This window comes from Rhodobacter sp. Har01 (genome assembly GCF_020564565.1).
Classification (GTDB): Bacteria; Pseudomonadota; Alphaproteobacteria; order Rhodobacterales; family Rhodobacteraceae; genus Pseudogemmobacter.
The window spans coordinates 232,569-251,757 of the sequence record NZ_JAJCTD010000001.1; the positions used below are offsets into that span (position 1 = coordinate 232,569).

Consider the following 19,189-nt stretch of genomic DNA (forward strand, 5'->3'; position numbering starts at 1 on the left):
ACCGCAATGTGCCCGGGCATCTGCGCCTGCGGCCGCGGCGGACAAGCGGTTTCGGCGGTCTGGCAGGCAGGGGATGGTGCAAGGAGTTGCGGCATGCACCCGACCGATCTTGACGACCCGAGCCTGGCCCCCAGCCCCCTGGGCGGCTGGTCGTGCCGCATCAGGCCGGTGCCGGATGCCGTCATCGCCACCACGCTGTCGCAAGAGACCGTCCAGCCGATTGGCGTTTTCGATGCCGGGCGCGGCTACGTGCACGAAGCGGTGCTGTGGCGTGGCGGGCCGCTGATGGTAGAGCCCGACTATGTCGCGCCGCAGGACTGCCTGCCCGGACGCTGGCTTTGGGGCGGGGTGCTGCTGAATCATTTCGGCCATTTCCTGACCGAGACCACCGGCCGGCTGTGGGCGCTGGATGCGGTGCAGGGGCCGGTGGACGGCATCGTCTTCGTGTCCAAGCGCAGCGGCGACGAGGCCAACGGCCCGCTTGAACTGCATGCCTTCCAGCGCCTGTTCTTCGATCTGCTCGGGCTGGACCTGCCGATCCGGATCGTCACCCGCCCCACCCGCGTCGACCTTCTCGAGGTGCCCGGCCAGGGCTTTGGCATCGGCCCGCTGGGCGGCGGAACCCCGGCATTCCGCGACTTCATGCTGCGCCGCTTTGCCAGGTCGGTCGCCCCCCAGGGCGGCGCAAGGCTATACATCTCGCGGTCCGGCCTCAGCGCCGCGCGCGGCGGCATTCTGGAAGAGGCGCGTCTGGAGCAGCTTCTGGCGGCCGAGGGCTATGAGATCTACCACCCGCAGAAGCATTCGCTGACCGAGCAGATCGCCCGCTACAAGGCGGGGCGGCAGATCGTGGCGCTGGACGGATCGGCGCTGCACCTGCTGGCGATGGCGGGCGCGCGCGACCAGCAGGTCGCCGTCATCAAGCGCCGCGACAGCCATGCTTCGGACAGCATCATCCAGCACCTGACCTCGTTCCTGGGCAACCGGCCGCAGGTCATCGACGTGATCCGGCAGGACTGGGTCCGCTCGGACCGCAAGCGCGCCGACCGCTTCTCGATCGGGGAACTGGATTTCGCGGCCCTGGGCCAGGCGCTGGCCGCGGCCGGATTCGTCCCGCAGGGCACCGCCTGGGCCAGCCTGACCGAGGCCGAAGCCAGGGCGGCGATCCGCGAGGCCGAAGCCCGTCTCAAGCGTGGCAAGCTGACGTTCAGCCCGCTTCCCAGCCGGTCCTTCGCCCGGCGCCACGCGACGAGTGCAGAGGTGGCCGGCGCCGGCGAGACCGTCGCCGCGGGGCCTGAGCCCGACGGTCTGACCCGGCGCGAACGGCGCAAGCTGACCTCGGCCCTGCGCGCCGAGGCGGACCGGGCCAAGGGCGGCGCGCCGGGGGCCTGATGCCGCGGGGCGGGGGCGGGCCGGGCCCGCCGATCGCCGTTCAGGGCGCGGCGCGGGCCTCGATCCGGGCGCCCTCGCTGATCCGGTTGCCGGGATAGGCGATGACCAGATCGCCTTCGGCCAGACCGGACAGCACCTCGGCCATGCCGCCCTGCGATTGCCCGATGCTGACCGGGGCCAGGACGGCCCGGCCTGCGACGGCCTTGAACACCGCCCAGTCGGTGCCCTGCCGGAACAGCGCGCTTTGCGGCACCTGCAGGATGGCATCGGCCTGCCAGACCGCGACACGGACGAACACCCGGTAGCCATCGCCCAGGCCCGCCCGGGCCGCGGGCGGGGTGACGAAGTCCATGTGGACCAGCACTCGCTGCTCTTCGATTCCCAGCGCCGAGACCTTGGTGAAGCCGGTCGGGTCGATCCGTTCGACCCGCGCCTCCAGCGTGCCGGCCCCGCCCCAGCGTTCGACATGCACCGGCGCGCCAGGGGTCACCCGCACGGCGTCCGACGACAAGAGGTCGGCCTCGATCTGCAGGTCCTGCAGGTCGGCGATGGTGACAAGCAGGTCGCCCTGCTGCACCGGGCGGGCATTCAGGTCGGTGACCAGAAGCACGGTGCCGGATTGCGGCGCGCGCAGGCGCAGGCAGCATTCGCCGTCGGCAATGCCGGTCTTGGCGGTTTCGGGGCCGGAAAGCTGGGCTTGCATTCGCGCCAGGGTGGCGCGGTGCAGGTCCAGTTCGGCGCGCGCCGAATCCAACGCGGCGGCGGCGGCGCTGGCCTTCTGTTCGGCATCTTCCAGCGCGCGCTGCGGAATGATGCCGCGCCGCGCCAGTTCGACGTTGCGGTCCAGCTGGGCGCGGGCCAGCGCCTCGTCAGTCTGGGCCTGCGCCAGCACCACCTCGGCCTGCCGGACGGCCGCCTGTGCCTCGGTCACGGCGGCCTCGGCCTGGGCGCGCGCGCGGGCGTCCAGCAAGGGCGGGTCGGCCGGACGGATCAGCGCCACCTCGGTTTCGTCGCGCACCACGGCATCGCCCTCGCGCACGGGCGAGCGGGCGACGGTGCCGGCGATCGGCGCGGTCACCGACCAGGTCTCGCGCACCCGGGTCACGCCTTCGGCCTCGACCGTCACCTCCATCGGCCCGCGTGTCACCGCCACCAGGTCCACCAGCAGCGGGTCGGGGCGCAGCGACCAGACCGCGGCCGCCACCAGTGCCAGCCCCGCCATTCCCGACATCACCAGCTTGATCCCCTGCATCGCGCTATTCCCTTTGCTTCAGGGCCTGGACCAGATCGACCCGATCCAGCCCGCGCCGCACCCACAGCGCCGCCACCAGTGCCGCCACGCCGACCATCAGCGCCGCCAGCCCGTAGGTGCGGCGGGTGATCTGGAACGGCAGGCTGACGACATCGGTGGAAAACCCCTGGTGCACCAGAGCGGCGAAACCGTAGCCCAGGCCCCAGCCGGCCGGAATGGCCAGCAGCGCCAGGAGCATCATCTCGCCCACCAGCACAAAGCCGACCTCGGCGCGGGAAAACCCCAGCACCCGCAGCGAGGCCAGTTCATGCGCCCGTTCGGCCAGCTGGATGCGGGCGGCGTTGTAGACCACCCCCAACGCGATCAGCACGCCCAGGGCCGAGAAGATCAGCGTCACCGACTTCATGGATCGGTCGGTCGAGGCCTCGACCTCGGCCTCGACGTCGGTCCAGGAGGTCAGCCCGGCGATGGCCGGTGTCGCCTTGACGCGGGCGTTCAGCGCCGGCAGGGCGGCCGGATCGACACTGAGATGGATCATGTTCACCTGCGGCGGCTGGCGCATCCGGCGGAACACCGCCGCGCGCGCCATGTGAACCTCTTCGCCCAGGCTTTGCCGGATCAGACCGGTCACCTCGACCTGCCAGGTTTCGCGCGGGGGAACCAGCAGCTCCACCTGCACCCGGTCGCCGGGCTGCACGCCCAGCCGCCCGGCCAGCCGTTCGGGCAGCACCAGCCCGTCGCCGGGCAGGGCGATGGCGTGGCCCTCGGGGTCCAGAAGCCGGGTCAGTTCGGCGCCGTCCGCGCGGGCCTGCAAGGTGGTCAGCCGGCTGGTCGCGCCGAAGGACAGCCGGACGGGCAGGGCAAAGCCGCCCTCGGCCAGCCGCACCCCGGGCAACCCCTGCGCGTCGGTGACGGCGATGTCGTTGCGGGCATCGGCCAGGATCAGTGTCACGTCCTGGCGGTTCGCCTGCACGAACAGCTCGTCCATCATCAGGTCCATGGCGTCGAACATGAAAAAGCAGCCGACCAGAACCGCGACCGAGGCAGCGACACCGAAAAAGGTGACGGCGGCGCGGCCCGGCCAGCGGGTGACCGAGCGCAGGATCATCATGCTGGATTGCCGCAGCGCGAGAAGGCGGCCGACGCCGTCCACCCAGCCGCGGTGAAACGTGGGCGGAGCCGGCGGCGACATGGCGACGGCAGGCGCCAGCCGGGCCGAGGACCAGACTGCCCGCAAGGCCCCCAGCACCACCGCCGCCATCCCCAGCGCCGCCGACAGGGTCAGCGCGCGCGGGCCGGGGTCGTAGATCAGCCAGGGAAAGCGGAAGTATTCGGCGTAGAGCCCGGTCATCCACTGCCCCGCGCGCCAGCCGGCCGCCAGGCCCATCGCCACGCCGCCGATGCCGATGCCGACGCTCATCTTCAGGTAGTGCCCGGCGATCTGGCCGGTGCCGTAGCCCAGCGCCTTCAGAAGGCCGATCTGGCTGCGCTCGAGCGCGATCAGCCGGCCCAGCACCATGTTCACCAGGAAGGCCGAGACGATCAGGAACACCGGCGGAATGGTGACCGAGATCGTCGTCAGCTGCTGGAATTCGCTGTTCAGGAAGACGTGGCTGACCTGCCGGTCGCGGCCTTGGGCGCCGGTGCCGCCATAGGGCGCCAGCAGCCGGTCCAGCGCGGCGATCACCGCCGCCTCGCTGGCGCCGCGGGCCAGACCCAGCGTCAGATCGTTGAAGGCGCCGTCCAGGTCGGCGGCGGCGGCGAGCGGGGCCTCGTTCATCCAGATCAGGCCGAAGTGGCGGTCGTCGGGCATGATCGTGCCGGGGCCGATGGTGTAGATGAACTCGGGCGACAGGATCACCCCCGCCACCACCAGGTCGCGCCGCTGGCCCTTGAGCGTGATGCGGAAGCGGTCGCCGGGGTGCAGGGCGTTCTTCTCGGCAAAGGGCTCGTTGACCAGCACCTCGGCTTCGCGCAGCGGGTCGGGCATCCGGCCCGCACGCAGCAAGGGCAGGTTCAGCGCCGGCGTGCCGGACGCGGGCAGCGACAGCACCCGCGCGGTGGCGGGTTCGGCCATGCCGTCCAGGTCCAGCACGGCCGGCAGCACGATCCGCGCCTCGGCCTGGGCCACGCCGTCGATGGCGGCGACCTGATCCAGCAGGCTGCGGGGCGCGCGGGTCACCCCGGCGAAGACATCGGCAAAGCGGTGCCGGTCGTAATAGGCGGCGCGGGTTTCCGACAGCGACCGCAACGTGCCGTCGGCCATCACCAGCACCATGATCCCGCAGGCCAGCACCAGCGCGATGGCCAGGCTTTGCGCCCAGATCCGGCGCAGGTCGCGCAAGAGCTTGCGGTCCAGCGCGCGCATCACCAGCTGACCTGCGCCGGGCGCAGCGGCACGGCGTTGCGGCTGTCGCCGGCGATGCGGCCGTCTGCCATGGTGATGACCCGGTCGGCGATGGCCTGGATCGCGGCATTGTGGGTGATCAGCACCGTCGCCGCCCCCAGATCGCGGTTCACCTCGACCAGTGCCTCAAGCACGGTGATGCCGGTCGCGCTGTCCAGCGCCCCGGTGGGTTCGTCGCACAACAGCAGCCCAGGCCGCTTGGCGATGGCCCGGGCGATGGCGACGCGCTGCTGCTCGCCCCCCGACAGTTCCGCCGGAAAGTGGTTCAGCCGCGCGCCCAGGCCCACCCGATCCAATGCCTCTTCGGGGCGCATCGGCGCCGTGGCGATCTCGGTCACCAGCGCCACGTTTTCGCGCGCGGTCAGCGAAGGAACGAGGTTGTAGAACTGGAAGACGAAGCCCACATGCGCCCGCCGGTAGAGGGTCAATTCCGAATCCGACAGCGTGGTCAGGTTCTGCTCGCGAAACCAGACCTGCCCCTCGGTCGGCCGGTCCAACCCGCCCAGGATGTTCAGAAGCGTCGATTTCCCCGACCCCGAAGCCCCCAGAAGCACCACCAGATCGCCCTCGGCCAGCGCCAGGCTGACCCCGCGCAGCGCTTGTACGGCCACCGCCCCGGTCCGGTAAACCTTGGTGATCGCCTCAGTCCGCAGAACGGCCGGCGCATCCGCTTCAGCCGAGGTCATCGATCTGCCCTTTGTGCGCGGGGGGGCCGCGGGCCGAACGCCGGCAAACCCCCGGGCCATATCAAGCCACGAAGCGGCCATGCCTGACAAGCCGTTGCCGCGTCAGAGCCGCTGGCGCCAGAACAGTCACACAGGTCTTACAATCCGCTGCTATGCTGCCGGTCAGGTCGCAGCCGGACGGCCCGCCGACAACCTGCAGGACGACCTTGACCGACACGACCCCGGCCTCGCCTTCCGACCTTGGCTGTGAAGCGACGTTTCGCGGCATCGTGGGGGATTGTGCCATTGCCATCGACGCCGCTCTGGCCATCTTTCTTGGCAGCGACGACGAAACCGGGCCGCACAAGGCCCGCGTCGCATTGCGGCGCCTGACCACCTGCCTGGACGCCTTTGCCCCGATCCTGCGCCGAAAGCAGGCCGCGCGGCTGCGCAAGGTGGCCAAGACCATCTTCCGCGACCTGGGCCAGGTGCGTGACAGCGACGTCTATGTCACAGGGCGCAAGGGCGAAGCCGGCGAAGAAGACCGCCGCCGCCGCAACGCCCGACTGCGCGACGCGATGCGCAAGCGGCTGCGCCGGGACAAGGCGGTGGCCTTCCCGCCTCGGCTGCAGGCCCAGGTGCAGCCCGGCGGCGCGCTGTTCCGGCGCGGCAAGGTTGCCGTCGCGGCGCGGCAAGGGCCGGTTCTTGCCGTCGCGGCACAGGCGCTGGACCGCGCCTGGCAGCGCTGTCTCCGCTATGGCGCCTCGGTCGCGGCGATCCCCGAGCGCGACCGCCACGAGTTCCGCAAGGACATGAAAAGCCTGCGCTACCTGGCCGAATTCTTCGCCGACCTTTACCCCGGTCTGGACGCCGAGCCGTTCCGCAGCGACTTTCGCCGCATCCAGGATGCGCTGGGTGTGTTGAACGATTACGCCGTGCTGCTTGCGCTGGACAAGCGCAAGCGCCCCGACCGCCTGCCGCCGGACCAGACCGAGGCCCTGGCCGAGGCCGAAGCGACCTGGCAGCGGCTATTCGCCAGCCGCCTGCCCTGGCGCGCCGAGGCGTGACGCCGCTGCCGCAGGCGCCCGGAGTGGGCGGCGAGAGAGCCTTCGGTCAGGGCGCCAGAGCGCGGGCGAGCAGCATATGTTCGGCGCCCGCCCCTTGACCCCTGGCCGACCTGTCGGTGACTGCTCCCAAGGTGAGCGCGCCGCCATCTGCCAGAGCGACGCCCGGCGCATCTGGCCAATCGCGCTCTGACCGCCCCGAGGACGGAATTCGAAGTCGAATTCCGTGCACGATTTCCGGCTTCGGAAATCGATTCCCGGCCAATTGTCGCGACTCCGCTTGATCGACCGGCCCGGCTGGGGTTCCTTACCAACAGGTAAAAACTGCCGGGCCTGATTCCACGGGTCGCAAGGGCAGGGGGGTGACATGCTGGATATCCTGGTGCGGGCGGCGCGGCTGCCCGATGCAAAGCTGCCCGCGGACATCGCCATCCGCGACGGCCGCATCGTCGAGATCGCCCCCCGGATCGAGGCGCAAGCTGCCCGCGTGATCGACGCCGCCGGCCAGCTTGTCGCGCCGCCCTTCGTCGACCCGCATTTCCACATGGACGCCACGCTCAGCCTGGGCCTGCCGCGGCTCAACCGCTCGGGCACTCTGCTGGAAGGCATCGCGCTCTGGGGCGAACTGAAACCGCTCCTGACCCCCGAGGCGGTGATGGAACGCGCGCTGCGCTACTGCGATCTGGCCGTGTCGCAGGGCCTCTTGGCCATCCGTAGCCATGTCGATGTCTGCGACGACCGCCTGACCGCGACCGAAGCCCTGCTCGAAGTCCGCCGCCGCGTCGCGCCGTACATCGACCTGCAACTGGTCGCCTTCCCGCAGGACGGCCTTTACCGCAGCCCGAACGCCGAGAAGAACCTGCTGCGCGCCTTGGACATGGGCGTCGACGTGGTCGGCGGCATCCCGCATTTCGAACGCACCATGCAGGCCGGCACCGACTCGGTCCGCCGGCTGTGCGAGATCGCCGCCGACCGGGGCCTGCCGGTCGACCTGCATTGCGACGAATCCGACGACCCGCTGTCGCGCCATATCGAGACCCTCGCGGCCGAGACCCTCCGCCTGGGCCTGCAGGGCCGCGCCACCGGCTCGCACTGCACCTCGATGCATTCGATGGACAACTACTATGCCTCGAAGCTGATCCCGCTGATCGCCGAGGCCGGGCTGCACATCATCCCCAACCCCTTGATCAACATCACCCTTCAGGGCCGCTCCGACACCTACCCCCGCCGCCGAGGCCTGACCCGCATCGCCGAACTGCGCGCCGCCGGGGTGAACGTCGCCCTCGGCCAGGATTGCACCATGGACCCCTGGTATCCGCTCGGCTCCGCCGACATGCTCGAGGTCGCCCACATGGGCATCCACGCCGTTCCCATGACCTCGCGCGAGGCGATGGCCTGGGCCTTCCGCTCGGTCACTCAAGGCGGCGCCGCGGCCATGGGCCTGCCCGACCCAACCCTGCGCGTCGGCGGCCCGGCCAGCCTGGTTATCCTGCAGGCGCGCGACCCGATCGAGGCCATCCGCCTGCGCGCCACCCGCCTCTACGTCCTGCGCGAGGGCCGCATCCTTGCGGAAACCGCCCCGCGCCAGGCCCGCCTGTCGCTGCCCGGCCGGCCCGAAACGCTGGACCCCGCCGCCTATGCGCCGATTGCCGAAGACTGAACCCCTTGAGCAAAGGACCGCTGCCATGACCCTGACCCCGACCCGCCGCCAGCTTCTGATCGGCACCGCCGCCACCTTGGCGCTGCCCGCCTACCTGCGCCGCGCCCAGGCGCAGACCGCGATCAAGGTCGCCGGCGTGCACGCCTCGCCGGTGGAGAACGCCTGGAACTCGCGCATCCATTCCGCCATGCAGGCCGCCGCCGCCGACGGGCTGATCACCTACGACTTCTCCGAAGGCGTCGCCGCCACCGACTATGCCCGCGCCATGCGCGAATACGCCGAAGGCGGGGCCCAGCTTGTCTGGGGTGAATCCTACGCCGTGGAAGACGAGGCCCGCGCCGTCGCCGCCGACTACCCGGACACCGCCTTCCTGATGGGCTCGTCCGGCGGGCCGTCCGGCGACAACTTCGGCGTCTTCGGCACCCGCAACCACGAGGCCGCCTATCTGGCCGGCATGCTGGCCGGCAAGATGTCGAAGACCGGCACCTTCGGCTCGGTCGGCGGCTACCCGATCCCCGAGGTGAACCTGCTGATCAACGCCTACCGGATGGGCGTGAAAGAGGTGAACCCGGACGCGAAATTCCTCAACGGCTTCATCGGCGCCTGGTTCGACCCGGCCAAGGCGAAAGAGGCGGCGGTGGCCCAGATCGACGGCGGCGCCGACATCCTCTTCGGCGAACGCATCGGCACCGCCGATGGCGCGCAGGAACGCGGCGTCAAGGCCATCGGCTCGCTGATCGACTACACCCCGCGCTACCCCGGCACCGTCTTCGCCAACGCGATCTGGAACTACCGCCCCACCGTCGAGGCCATCGTCGCCGACATCGCGGCGGGCAAGCCGGTTGGCCGGGACTATACTGAATACTCGTTCATGAAATACGGCGGCAACGAGCTGATCTTCGTCGCCGAAGAGGTTCCGGCCGATGCCGTCCCGGCGATGGAGGAGAAGAAGGCCGCCATCGCCGCCGGCACCTTCGAGGTGCCGATCGACGCGAACGAGCCCGCCTGACGGTGCAGGACGCCACCTCGCTTGCGGAGGCCATCGCTGCAGGCCGGGTCAGCCCGGCGCAGGTGATGGAGGCCGCGCTCAGGGCCGCAGAAGACCGCGCCAGCCTGGGCGCGGTCTGCCTGCTGGACCCCGACCTTGGCCGCGCCGGCGCTGCCGCCGCGCGGCCGGGGCAGGGGCCTTTCGCCGGCGTGCCGTTCCTCGGCAAGGACCTCGGCTCGGCCGCCGCCGGCCTGCCCGTCGCGGCCGGCAACGCCGCCCTGCGCCGCCGCGCCGTCCCCGGCGAAGACAGCACGCTTTTCAACCGCTTCCGCCGCGCGGGCCTTGTGCCCTTCGGCCTGACCACGGTGCCGGAATTCGGCCTTGCCCTCACCTCCGGCCCCGCCCGCAACCCCTTCGACCCGGCCCTGTCGCCCGGCGGCTCCTCCGGCGGCGCCGCAGCAGCCGTTGCCGCCGGTATCGTCGCCATCGCCCACGCCACCGACGCCGCCGGGTCCATCCGCGTGCCTGCCGCCGCCTGCGGGCTGGTCGGGCTGAAACCGTCCCGAGGCGCCATCCCGCAAGGCCCCGACTTCGGCAATCACCTGATGGGCCTCGCCTCGGAACTGGTCCTCGCCCGCTCCGTCCGCGACGTCGCCACCGCCTTCGACGCCGCCTCCGGCACGGCCCATGGCCCCACCGCCGACCCCGCCGACCTGCATTTCCGAACCTCCGTTCGCATATCGATCGCCATCCCCTCCCGCACCGGCCCCGAACAGGCCGCTGCCGCCCGCACCGCCGCCCTAGCACTGGCCGATCTCGGCTGCATCGTCACCGAGATCCCCGCGCCCGACATCCTCGGCCTGCGCGCCGGCGCCGTGGCGCGCTGCATCCTCACCGCCTCGCTGGCCGAGTGGACCGCCGCCCTCGGCCTCGCCGAGCCCGACCTTTCGCCCCTTGTCGCCGCCATCGCTGCCGAAGGCGCCGCGATGCCCGCTCCCGCACTGTTTGCCGCCAGCCGCGACCTCGCCCGGATCGCCCACGATACCTGGAAAGTCTTTTCAGACACCGACGCGCTCTTGATGCCCGTCCTCTCCGGCCCCCCGCCGGCCCCCGACGCCTTCGATTTCACCGCCCGCGATCCCGACGCTCATTTCACCGCGATGTACGCCGCCGCCCCCAACGCCGCCCTGGCCAACGTCTCGGGCTGCCCGGCCCTCGCCCTGCCGTTCGGCACCGACACCGCAGGCCGCCCCCTTGGCATCCAGCTCATGGCCCCCATCGGCAGCGACCGCGCGCTTCTGGACCTCGGCGCCCGCCTGCGGGCCAGCCAACCCCCCGTCGGCTACCCATACCCCATCGCAGGCCACCCATGACCGAGCCGATCCTGGAACTTGACGGCATCACCAAGCGGTTCGGGGCGCTGACCGCCAACGACGCCATTTCGCTGCGCCTGCGCCAGGGCGAAATCCTCGCCCTCCTGGGCGAGAACGGCGCCGGCAAGACCACGCTGATGAACATCCTCTTCGGCCACTACGCCGCCGACGCCGGCGAGGTGCGGGTGCATGGCCGCCCGCTGCCGCCCGGTCAGCCCCGCGCCGCCATCGCCGCCGGCGTCGGCATGGTGCACCAGCACTTCACCCTGGCCGGCAACCTGACGGTGACGGAAAACATCACCCTCGGCACCGAACCGCTCTTGCGGCTCGACAGCCGCCGCGCCGAGGCCAAGGCCCGCATCCGCAACTTGTCCGAGACCTTCGGCCTGCCGGTCGACCCCGACGCGCGGGTGGCCGACCTGTCGGTGGGCGAACGGCAAAGGGTGGAAATCCTCAAGGCGCTGTATCGCAACGCCCGCATCCTGATCCTGGACGAACCCACCGCCGTCCTTGCCGCGCCCGAAGCCGAACAACTGTTCCGCATCCTGCGCGGGATGACCGCGACCGGCCTGTCGATCATCTTCATCAGCCACAAGCTGCACGAGGTGATGGCGGCCTCGGACCGCGTCACCGTGCTGCGTGGCGGCCGCGTCGTGGCCGAACGGCGCACCGCTGACACCAGCCCGGCCGAACTGGCCGAACTGATGGTCGGCCGCAGCGTCACCCGGCCCCGGCGCGCCGCCCATCCCGTCGGCGCGCCGGTGCTGGTCGCCCGTGGCCTGACCGTTCGCGAAGGCCACGGCACGCCCCTCGACGCCATCGACTTCGACGTCGCCCAGGGCGAGATCCTGGGCATCGTCGGCGTCTCCGGCAACGGCCAGGCCACCCTGGGCCGTGTCCTTTCGGGCCTAGCCAGACCCTTAGCCGGCACGCTCACCTTTGACGGCCGCGACATCACCCGCCTGACCCCGAGGCAGGCGGTGCAACTGGGCCTTGGGCGCATCCCCGAAGACCGCCATGCCGAGGGCACGGTGGGCGACCTGACGGTCTGGGAAAACGCCGTGCTGGAACGCCTGCGCGAGCCCGCCTTCTCGACCCGCGGCTTCGTGCGCCGCGCCGCCGCCCGCAGCTTTGCCGCCGAGTTGATCCGCCGTTTCGACATCCGCGGCGCGGGGCCGGACACCCGCACCCGCCTGCTGTCGGGGGGCAACATGCAAAAGCTGATCCTGGGCCGCAACATTGCCGCCCGCCCGCGCTTCCTCTTGGCCAACCAGCCCACCCGCGGCCTGGACGAAGGCGCCATCGCCGCCGTCCATGCCGAACTTCTGGCCGCAAGGGCCGAGGGCGCGGCGATCCTGCTGGTCTCGGAAGACCTTGAGGAGGCCGTCGGCCTGTCCGACCGCATCCAGGCCATCGTCAAGGGCCGGCTTTCCGCCCCGGTCACCGCCGAAGCGGCCGATGCCCGCACGCTGGGCCTGATGATGGCCGGAATCTGGGAGACGCGCCATGCGGGTTGAACGGCGCGAGGACATCTCGCTGACCGCCCTGCTGATCGCCCCCTTTGCGGCCATCGCCGTGGCGCTGGCGCTTTGCGCCGGGCTGATCGCCATGGCCGGCGTCAACCCCGCCGCCGCCTATGCCGAGATGCTGCGCGGCGCCTTCGGCTCGCGCCTCGCCGTCACCGAGACGCTGACCCGCGCGGTCCCGCTGATCTTCACCGGCCTCGCTGCTGCCGTGGCCTTTCGCGCCCGGCTGTGGAACATCGGCGCCGAAGGGCAGTTCTACATCGGCGCGCTGGTCGCGGCGGGCCTGGGCCACAGCCTGCTGTCGGGCCTGCCCGCGCCGCTGGCCATCGCGCTGGTGATGCTGGCCAGCATGGCCGGGGGTGCCGCCCTGCTGGTCGGCCCGGCGCTGATGCGGCTGCGCTTCGGCGTCGACGAGGTGGTGACGACTCTGCTTTTGAACTTCATCGTGATCCTGTTCGTCGGACTGATGGTGGAAGGCCCGCTCAGGGACCCGATGGCCTTCGGCTGGCCGCAATCGGTGCCGGTCGCGGCCGACCTGCGGCTGCCCGACCTGGTGCCGCGGTCGCGCCTGCACATCGGCCTGATCCTGGCGCTGGCGGTCGCGGCGCTGGTCTGGCTGGTGCAGTCGCGCACCGTCTTCGGCGCCGAGACCCGCGCCGCCGGCCTGAACCCCCGCGCCGCCGCCTTCGCCGGGGTGCCGCTGACCGCCACGCTGGTCAAGGTCGCCCTCCTGTCGGGCGGCCTGGCCGGTCTGGCCGGCGCCGTGGAAGTGCTGGGCCCCGCCGGCAAGGTCACCACCACGATGTCCCCTGGCTTCGGCTATGCCGGCATCGTCGTCGCCATGCTGGCCGCGCTGCACCCGATGGGGGTCGTCGCGGCGGCGGTCTTTGTCGCCACCGTCTTCGTCGGCGCCGATGCGATGAGCCGTGCCACCGGCGTGCCCTCGTTCATTGCCGACGTCATCATGTCGGTCTCGCTGCTGGCCATGCTGACGGCCCTTCTCTTCACCACATACAGGCTGCGCCGATGACCGAGGCCTTCGACATCCTCTTGAACGCCAGCCTCTGGGCCGCCGTCCTGCGCATCGCCACGCCGCTGATCTTCGGCGTCCTCGGCGCGCTGGTCTGCGAACGCGCGGGCGTGCTGAACCTCGGGATCGAGGGGATCATGACCATGGGCGCCATGGCAGGCTGGCTGACCGTCTACTGGGGCGGCGACCTCTGGACCGGCCTTCTGGTGGCGGCGCTGGCCGGGCTGCTGCTGGGCCTTCTGCACGCCGTCCTGACCGTGGTCCTGGGCCTGTCGCAGCACGTCTCGGGCCTCGGGATCACGCTCTTCGGCGCCTCGCTGTCCTATTACCTCTATCGCCTCTGGGTGCAGGTCGGCGACCTGCCGCCCACGATCGAGCCGTTCCAGCCGCTGCACATCCCCGGCCTGTCGGACCTGCCCTTCCTGGGCGAGGCCGTCTTCAGCCAGACCGCCCCCACCTACCTTGCCCTGCTGCTGGTCGCCGTCACCGCCTGGGTGCTGGCCCGCACGCCGCTGGGACTGGCGCTGCGGATGACCGGCGAGAACCCGCATGCGGTCGAGGCGCAGGGTCTGAACCCGGTGGCCATCCGCATCGGCGCGGTGATGGCGGGCTCGGCGCTGATGGCGCTGGGCGGGGCTTTCCTCACGCTGGCGGCCTTCAACAGCTTCTTCCCGACCATGGTGCAGGGCCGCGGCTGGATCTGCATCGCGCTGGTGGTCTTCGCCTCGTGGCGGCCCGGCAAGGCGCTTCTGGGCGCGCTTCTCTTCGCCCTGTTCGACGCTTTCCAGCTGCGGCTACAGACCACCGTCGAGGGCGTGCCCTACCAGCTGTTCCTGATGGCGCCCTATGTGCTGTCGATCCTGGCGCTGGTGCTGGTCGCCCGCCGCGCCCGCGTGCCCGAGGCGCTGATGCAGCCCTATCGAAGAGGCGAACGCTGAAGCCCCGGGACCGGAATTCGAAGTCGAATTCCGTGCACGATTTCCGACTTCGGAAATCGCCTTACGACCCCAGCGCCACCAGGTGGTTGTCCCACTGCGGCCCGCCCTGGGCCAGCGGCGCGATCCCTTCGACCGTCACCCGCAGCAAAGCCCCGGCGCCATCGCTGGCGAGAAAGCCGTCGCCCGCCGACGCAATTCCGCAGACATCGGCGCGGCGGTGCGTTGCCAGCGGCGTGCCGTCCAGTCCGAACAGCATCACCACGCCGCCCCTGGGCGAGGTGATCGCAAGGGCATCCTGCGTGGCCGCAATCGACCCGGCATAGCCCTGCATCGCGAACATCTCCGCCTCGAGCGGCGGGCACAGGCGCGGCGCGCTGCCGGGCGTCCACAGCCCCAGTTGCGGCACCGGCTCGGCCGGGTCGCCTTCCCATTGCATCGCGAAGGCCACGCCCTCACCGACCAGCGCCAGATGGCGGATCGAGTTCCGGTGCATCTCCGGCGCCAGTTCCTCCCGGTCCAGCACCGCGCCCTCCTGCGACAACAGCGTCAGGTTCGGTCGCATTGCCTTCAGATTGAGCTTGGTCCGGTCGCCCGGATCGGTCTTGATGCCGCCATTGGCCACAATCAACCTGCCATCGGCCAGCCGCTTCATGTCATGCGGCCCGATCCCGCCGCTGTCCCATTCGCCGATCCGGGCATAGGTCGCGCCATCCCACAGCCCGATCCGCCCCGCCGACCCTTCGGCCACCACTTCCGAGGTCATCAGCACCGCGCCATCGGCGGAAAACACGCCGTGGCCGTTGAACTGGCGGCCCTCGGGCGGGGTCATCCGGTGGCGCACCGCACCCGTGGCGCAGTCCAGCACCAGCGCGAACACCCCCGGGCGGCGGGCAAAGGCCACGGCTTCGGCCCGCAGCGGATGTGCCGCCGCGGCGTGGCCGCGGGCGGGCAGCGGCTGGCGGAAGACGATCCCGCCCGTAGCGGAAAGCCCGCACAACTCATGCGCTTCGCCGCGCTTGCCGGCGGCCAGGAAGGCCGGGCTGCCGGCTGCCGCCCACCCCGGTTTCGGCACGGCCGCGGCGGCAAGGCCGGCCAGAAAGGCGCGGCGGCTGGTCATGCGGTCAGTCTCCGTCCGCCGCGTTGAAGCCCAGGTCCACGTCCAACTCGCGCGCCAGTTCCACCGCCGCCGTGTCGCGCAGCGCGCGCACCGCCTGCTGCAGGATTTCCACCTTCAACCGCCCGCCCGGCGTGGCCACCCCGGCGAAGACCGGGTCCGCCAAGGCCTCGGCCAGACCAAGCGCATGGTCGAAAGCGGCCAGCGTCAGCGGCGCGTCGGGCGTCAGGCTTTCGGTCAGCGCCCGCAGGCCCTGCAACTCCAGCACCACGTTGCTCAAAGACCGGCCCGAGGCGCGGGCCTGCGCCAGTTCGGGGCGCGGCTTGTCGAAGCTGCCCAGCGGGCGGCCCAACTGCTGGTCGGCGATCTGCTCCAGCCCTGCGTGGATCAGGGTGAAGATCGCCTGACGCACCTCGGGGCCGCTGAGGAATTCCGCGTTCCCTTCGGTGCCCGCGCTCAGCATCGCCTGAGCAAAGCCGGTGTCGCCTTGCCAGCCGTCGCGCAAGTCCGCCGCCATCCGCGCCAGGTCGGCCGCCGTGGCACGGACCAGCGGGCAGGGGTCGGCGGGCAGCGGCTCGGCGGGCCACAGCAGCCGTTCCAGCCCCAACAGACCGCGCGCCGCGACCGAGGCCTGTGCCAGCCCCTCGGGCGTCAGCGCCGCCGGTTCGCCCGCCAGCAGGGCCGCCTGGGCCTTGGCCCCCAACCCCTTCGGATCGGGCCAGAACAGGATCGCCAGCGCGCGGCCGTCTTCCTCGGCCGGGCCGATGCGCAGGGGTGCCACCGCCATCCAGGCATCGAACGCGGTGTGGAAGGCCGGTTCCAGCGCCTGCGCCTCGCAGGACGCCTGGGCGGCCGTGTCCAGCGCGGCAGCGGCCTCGGCGAAGGCGGCGTATCCGGGCAGGATCACGTCGCGGATCGCTTCGGGGTAGTCGGCACGGGCCGGGGCGGCCAGGGCCAGGGCGGCCATCAGCGCAAGCAGGACGGGGGGGCGGGGCATGGCCTACAGACTTTCCAGGAAAGCCAGGATCGCGGCGCGGTCCTGGGCGGAGAGCCCGACAAAGCCGTCCCGCGCGTCCTGGGCTTCGCCGCCATGCCAGAGGATGGCCTCGGTCAGGCTGCGGGCGCGGCCGTCGTGCAGGAACTGGGTATGGCCGCTGACCTGCGCCGTCAAGCCGATGCCCCAGAGCGGCGGCGTCTTCCATTCGGTTCCCGAGGCGCGGCCTTCGGGGCGGCCATCGGCCAGCCCCGGCCCCATGTCGTGCAAGAGCAGGTCGGTGTAGGGCCAGATCAGCTGGAAGCTTTGCTCGGGCTGGCCGTCCAGCCGATGGGTGACGAACTTCGGCACATGGCAGCCGGCGCAGCCCAGATCATGGAACACCGCCTTGCCGCGCAGCACTGCCGGGTCGTCCACGCCGCGCCGCTCCGGCACGCCCAGATTGCGGCTGTAGAAGGTGACAAGCTCAAGGCTTTCGCCATCCACCTCCAGCCCGTCGCGCTGCCCTGCCTCTTGCCCATGCGGGGCGGCGCGGCAACCGGCCTGCACCGTCGAGCAATCGCCCCAGGGGTCGGGGTGCAGCGGGCTGGATAGCCCCATGTCGCCTGCGAACGCCCCCGCCGATTGTTCCTTGACCGTCGGCGCGCCGGCCTTCCAGCCGAACCGCCCCAGCATCGGCGCGCCGAATTCCACCGAGGGCACGATCTGCGCCCGGCCCGAGATGCCGTCGGCGTTGGCATCCTCCGGGTCGGCCAGCGTCAGGATGTCGCCCGCGGGGATCGCCTCCAGCAGCCCCAGCCCGATCATCTGCGGCGCCACCCGCGGCGACAGCATCGCCCCCGCCGCCAGAGCGCCGAAGGCCGGGTCGCCCACTGCATAGGACGGCGCACGCAAGGGAACGACGGTTCCGTCAGCCAGCCTCACCGGCACTTCGTCGTAGGAAATCTCCATCCGGCCCTCGGCCGCATGGCCCGGCGCCGCCAGGTCCTGCAACTGGCCGCCATAGGTCGGCTCGGGTCGGGTCGTCCGCCATTCGACAATGCCATCTGGCACAGGCCCGCCGGGCACCGACAGGCGCAGGAACATCGACACCCGGCTGTCGTCCGGCCCCTCGGGCACATGCCCCCGGCCGTCCTTGAGGTGGCAATCCTGGCAGGCCCGCGCGTTGTACAGCGGACCCAGCCCGTCGGAGGCCTTGGTCGAAGCCGGCGCCGCCACCCAGGTCTTGCGAAACAGCGCATTGCCCAGCTTGAAGCGCATCTCGTCTTCGAACGGCATGTTGGCCGAGAACTGGCTGAAGGCATCCGCCGTGCCGGTGTCGCGCACCGTCGCCGCCCCGGCGGACTTTGCCTCGAAGGCCTCGGGTGCGGCGAAACCGGTTGGCGCGGCCAGCACGGCGGCCACCTTCGCCGCCTCGGCCTTGGTGCGCGGCAGCACCGCCAGATGCGGGTCGTCCAGCGCCTGCGCCAGCACCGGGCCGGCGATCAGCAAGAGCAGCGGCAGAACCGGGTGAAACCTCATGCCACCAGCCTCACTGGAAGACGGCGTTGGGGTTGTCCAGGCTGTCCGAGCCTTCGAACTTGAGCTTCGACAGGCCCAGCGCGGTCACGGCCCGCTCGATCGACCTGGTCTGGGTCACCAGCGCATCGACGGCCGCCAGGATCAGCGCTTCGCCCGTGGCATTGCCCGGCGCCAGCATCTGGTCATAGGCCATACCGCCCTCGGCCGCCGTCACGATGGCCTGCAAGGCCCCGACCGAGGCATCCAGTTCCGTCCTGAGCTGCGCATCAACCCCGGCGTCGCTTGCAGCCACCAGGTTCGACAGCGACGGTCCCGCGACAACCGACCCGTCCACCCGGTTGTAAGCCCCGAGATAGACGTTGCGGATGCCCAGGCCATCATAGAAATGGCTCATGTGGGTGTTGTCGGAAAAGCAGTCATGCTCTTCCTCGGGGTCGTTCAGCATCAGCCCCAGCTTCATCCGCTCGCCCGCCTGCTCGCCATAGGACAGGCTGCCCATCCCGGTCAGGATCGCCATCAGACCGGCCTCGGGGTCCGCCGCCACCGCCGCCCGCGCGGCCCCGCCCTCGGCCCATTGCCCTGCCATGTAGTCCAGATCGGCCACCAGCAGATCGGTCGCCGCCACCAGATAGGTCGCCCGGCGGTCGCAACTGCCGCCGGTGCAATCCGCGCCCTGCAGGAAATCCGTATGGGGCCGCGCGCCCGCCCCCGGCCCGGTGCCGTTCAGATCCTGGCCCCAGAGCAGGAACTCGATGGCATGGTAGCCGCTGGCGACATTGGCCTCGATCCCGTCGGCCTCGTGCAGGGTCTTTGCGATCAGCGCCGGGGTGAGGACGGTGGCGTCGATCTGCCGGCCCGAGAGGGTGAAGGTCGGATGGGCGATGACGTTCAGCCCGGCCTGCGGGTTTTCCTCGTTGGTTGCGGTGCCTGCGGCGACATAGTCGATCAGGCCCTCGTCCAGCGGCCAGGCGTTCACCCGGCCCTCCCAATCGTCCACGATCGGGTTGCCGAAGCGGAAGACCTCGGTCTGCTGGTAGGGCACGCGGGCGGCGACCCAGGCGGCGCGGGCGGCCTGCAGGGTTGCGTCCGACGGCGCCGCGACCAGCGCCGCGACGGCCGCCTGCAGCGCCTGCGCGGTCGTCAGGCTGTCGCCATAGGCGGCCTCGGCGATGTCGGCATAGGTGTCCAGCACGGCGGCGGGGTCGGCGGCCAGCGCGGGGCTTGCCAGCGCGGAAGACAGAAGAAGGGCGGTCAGGCGCATGGTC

At 71.2% G+C, this 19,189-nt stretch carries 15 protein-coding genes; 8 read left to right on the forward strand and 7 right to left on the reverse strand.

Features of this window, described 5'->3' with window-relative positions; translation table 11 throughout:
* Positions 1-93 precede the first annotated feature (93 nt).
* Positions 94-1,392, forward strand: coding sequence for a glycosyltransferase family 61 protein (locus LHP98_RS01145; RefSeq protein WP_227250663.1), 1,299 nt, complete (start codon positions 94-96; stop codon positions 1,390-1,392).
* 40 nt (positions 1,393-1,432) lie between these two features.
* Here the strand turns inward: LHP98_RS01145 and LHP98_RS01150 are convergent, their stop codons facing one another.
* The 3 genes from LHP98_RS01150 to LHP98_RS01160 are packed head-to-tail and all read right to left on the reverse strand — an operon-like array spanning position 1,433 to position 5,737.
* Positions 1,433-2,644, reverse strand: coding sequence for an efflux RND transporter periplasmic adaptor subunit (locus LHP98_RS01150; RefSeq protein ID WP_227250664.1), 1,212 nt, complete (start codon positions 2,642-2,644; stop codon positions 1,433-1,435).
* 4 nt (positions 2,645-2,648) lie between these two features.
* Positions 2,649-5,012 (reverse strand): ABC transporter permease, encoded by a 2,364-nt coding sequence (locus LHP98_RS01155; protein ID WP_227250665.1) that lies wholly within the window; start codon positions 5,010-5,012, stop codon positions 2,649-2,651.
* On the reverse strand, positions 5,012-5,737 hold the full coding sequence (locus LHP98_RS01160; protein ID WP_227250666.1) for an ABC transporter ATP-binding protein: 726 nt from the start codon (positions 5,735-5,737) through the stop codon (positions 5,012-5,014). Before LHP98_RS01160 ends, LHP98_RS01155 begins: the two co-directional genes overlap by 1 nt.
* A 206-nt stretch (positions 5,738-5,943) precedes the next feature.
* Between LHP98_RS01160 and LHP98_RS01165 the strand changes: the two genes are divergently transcribed.
* The 7 genes from LHP98_RS01165 (at position 5,944) to LHP98_RS01195 (ending at position 14,295) form a co-directional block, all read left to right on the forward strand.
* A complete protein-coding gene (locus tag LHP98_RS01165) occupies positions 5,944-6,783 on the forward strand; it encodes a CHAD domain-containing protein (RefSeq protein WP_227250667.1) in 840 nt (279 codons plus the stop codon).
* Between the two features lie 364 nt (positions 6,784-7,147).
* Positions 7,148-8,440, forward strand: a complete 1,293-nt coding sequence (locus tag LHP98_RS01170; protein WP_227250668.1) for an amidohydrolase family protein — start codon at positions 7,148-7,150, stop codon at positions 8,438-8,440.
* Positions 8,441-8,465: 25 nt separating this feature from the next.
* Entirely contained in the window at positions 8,466-9,449 is a 984-nt protein-coding gene (locus tag LHP98_RS01175; RefSeq protein WP_227250669.1) for a BMP family protein, read from the forward strand.
* 2 nt (positions 9,450-9,451) lie between these two features.
* Complete coding sequence (locus LHP98_RS01180) at positions 9,452-10,801, forward strand: amidase (protein WP_227250670.1); 1,350 nt, start codon at positions 9,452-9,454, stop codon at positions 10,799-10,801.
* Positions 10,798-12,318 carry an ABC transporter ATP-binding protein gene (locus tag LHP98_RS01185; protein ID WP_227250671.1) on the forward strand — a complete coding sequence of 507 codons (1,521 nt, stop codon included), beginning with the start codon at positions 10,798-10,800 and terminating at the stop codon, positions 12,316-12,318. Before LHP98_RS01180 ends, LHP98_RS01185 begins: the two co-directional genes overlap by 4 nt.
* On the forward strand, positions 12,308-13,357 hold the full coding sequence (locus LHP98_RS01190) for an ABC transporter permease (RefSeq protein WP_227250672.1): 1,050 nt from the start codon (positions 12,308-12,310) through the stop codon (positions 13,355-13,357). Before LHP98_RS01185 ends, LHP98_RS01190 begins: the two co-directional genes overlap by 11 nt.
* Positions 13,354-14,295, forward strand: a complete 942-nt coding sequence (locus LHP98_RS01195) for an ABC transporter permease (protein ID WP_227250673.1) — start codon at positions 13,354-13,356, stop codon at positions 14,293-14,295. The genes LHP98_RS01190 and LHP98_RS01195 overlap by 4 nt, the downstream gene beginning before the upstream one ends.
* A 61-nt stretch (positions 14,296-14,356) precedes the next feature.
* Here LHP98_RS01195 and LHP98_RS01200 read toward each other — a convergent pair whose 3' ends face one another.
* Genes LHP98_RS01200 through LHP98_RS01215 form a run of 4 tightly spaced genes read right to left on the reverse strand, consistent with a single transcriptional unit; the run spans position 14,357 to position 19,185 of the window.
* Complete coding sequence (locus tag LHP98_RS01200; RefSeq protein ID WP_227250674.1) at positions 14,357-15,412, reverse strand: DUF1513 domain-containing protein; 1,056 nt, start codon at positions 15,410-15,412, stop codon at positions 14,357-14,359.
* Between the two features lie 4 nt (positions 15,413-15,416).
* Positions 15,417-16,406, reverse strand: coding sequence for an imelysin family protein (locus LHP98_RS01205; protein ID WP_227250675.1), 990 nt, complete (start codon positions 16,404-16,406; stop codon positions 15,417-15,419).
* Between the two features lie 3 nt (positions 16,407-16,409).
* On the reverse strand, positions 16,410-17,924 hold the full coding sequence (locus tag LHP98_RS01210; RefSeq protein WP_227250676.1) for a di-heme oxidoredictase family protein: 1,515 nt from the start codon (positions 17,922-17,924) through the stop codon (positions 16,410-16,412).
* Positions 17,925-17,934: 10 nt separating this feature from the next.
* Positions 17,935-19,185, reverse strand: coding sequence for an imelysin family protein (locus tag LHP98_RS01215; RefSeq protein WP_227250677.1), 1,251 nt, complete (start codon positions 19,183-19,185; stop codon positions 17,935-17,937).
* Positions 19,186-19,189 lie beyond the last annotated feature (4 nt).

What these genes read in the sequence shown, in the direction of transcription:
- LHP98_RS01205 (WP_227250675.1), bottom strand. Translation starts at nt 16,406, where the DNA reads ATGCCCCGCCCCCCCGTCCTGCTTGCGCTGATGGCCGCCCTGGCCCTG.
- LHP98_RS01175 (WP_227250669.1), top strand. Translation starts at nt 8,466, where the DNA reads ATGACCCTGACCCCGACCCGCCGCCAGCTTCTGATCGGCACCGCCGCC.
- LHP98_RS01195 (WP_227250673.1), top strand. Translation starts at nt 13,354, where the DNA reads ATGACCGAGGCCTTCGACATCCTCTTGAACGCCAGCCTCTGGGCCGCC.
- LHP98_RS01200 (WP_227250674.1), bottom strand. Translation starts at nt 15,412, where the DNA reads ATGACCAGCCGCCGCGCCTTTCTGGCCGGCCTTGCCGCCGCGGCCGTG.
- LHP98_RS01170 (WP_227250668.1), top strand. Translation starts at nt 7,148, where the DNA reads ATGCTGGATATCCTGGTGCGGGCGGCGCGGCTGCCCGATGCAAAGCTG.
- LHP98_RS01210 (WP_227250676.1), bottom strand. Translation starts at nt 17,924, where the DNA reads ATGAGGTTTCACCCGGTTCTGCCGCTGCTCTTGCTGATCGCCGGCCCG.
- LHP98_RS01155 (WP_227250665.1), bottom strand. Translation starts at nt 5,012, where the DNA reads ATGCGCGCGCTGGACCGCAAGCTCTTGCGCGACCTGCGCCGGATCTGG.
- LHP98_RS01190 (WP_227250672.1), top strand. Translation starts at nt 12,308, where the DNA reads ATGCGGGTTGAACGGCGCGAGGACATCTCGCTGACCGCCCTGCTGATC.
- LHP98_RS01185 (WP_227250671.1), top strand. Translation starts at nt 10,798, where the DNA reads ATGACCGAGCCGATCCTGGAACTTGACGGCATCACCAAGCGGTTCGGG.
- LHP98_RS01160 (WP_227250666.1), bottom strand. Translation starts at nt 5,737, where the DNA reads ATGACCTCGGCTGAAGCGGATGCGCCGGCCGTTCTGCGGACTGAGGCG.
- LHP98_RS01145 (WP_227250663.1), top strand. Translation starts at nt 94, where the DNA reads ATGCACCCGACCGATCTTGACGACCCGAGCCTGGCCCCCAGCCCCCTG.
- LHP98_RS01150 (WP_227250664.1), bottom strand. Translation starts at nt 2,644, where the DNA reads ATGCAGGGGATCAAGCTGGTGATGTCGGGAATGGCGGGGCTGGCACTG.
- LHP98_RS01215 (WP_227250677.1), bottom strand. Translation starts at nt 19,185, where the DNA reads ATGCGCCTGACCGCCCTTCTTCTGTCTTCCGCGCTGGCAAGCCCCGCG.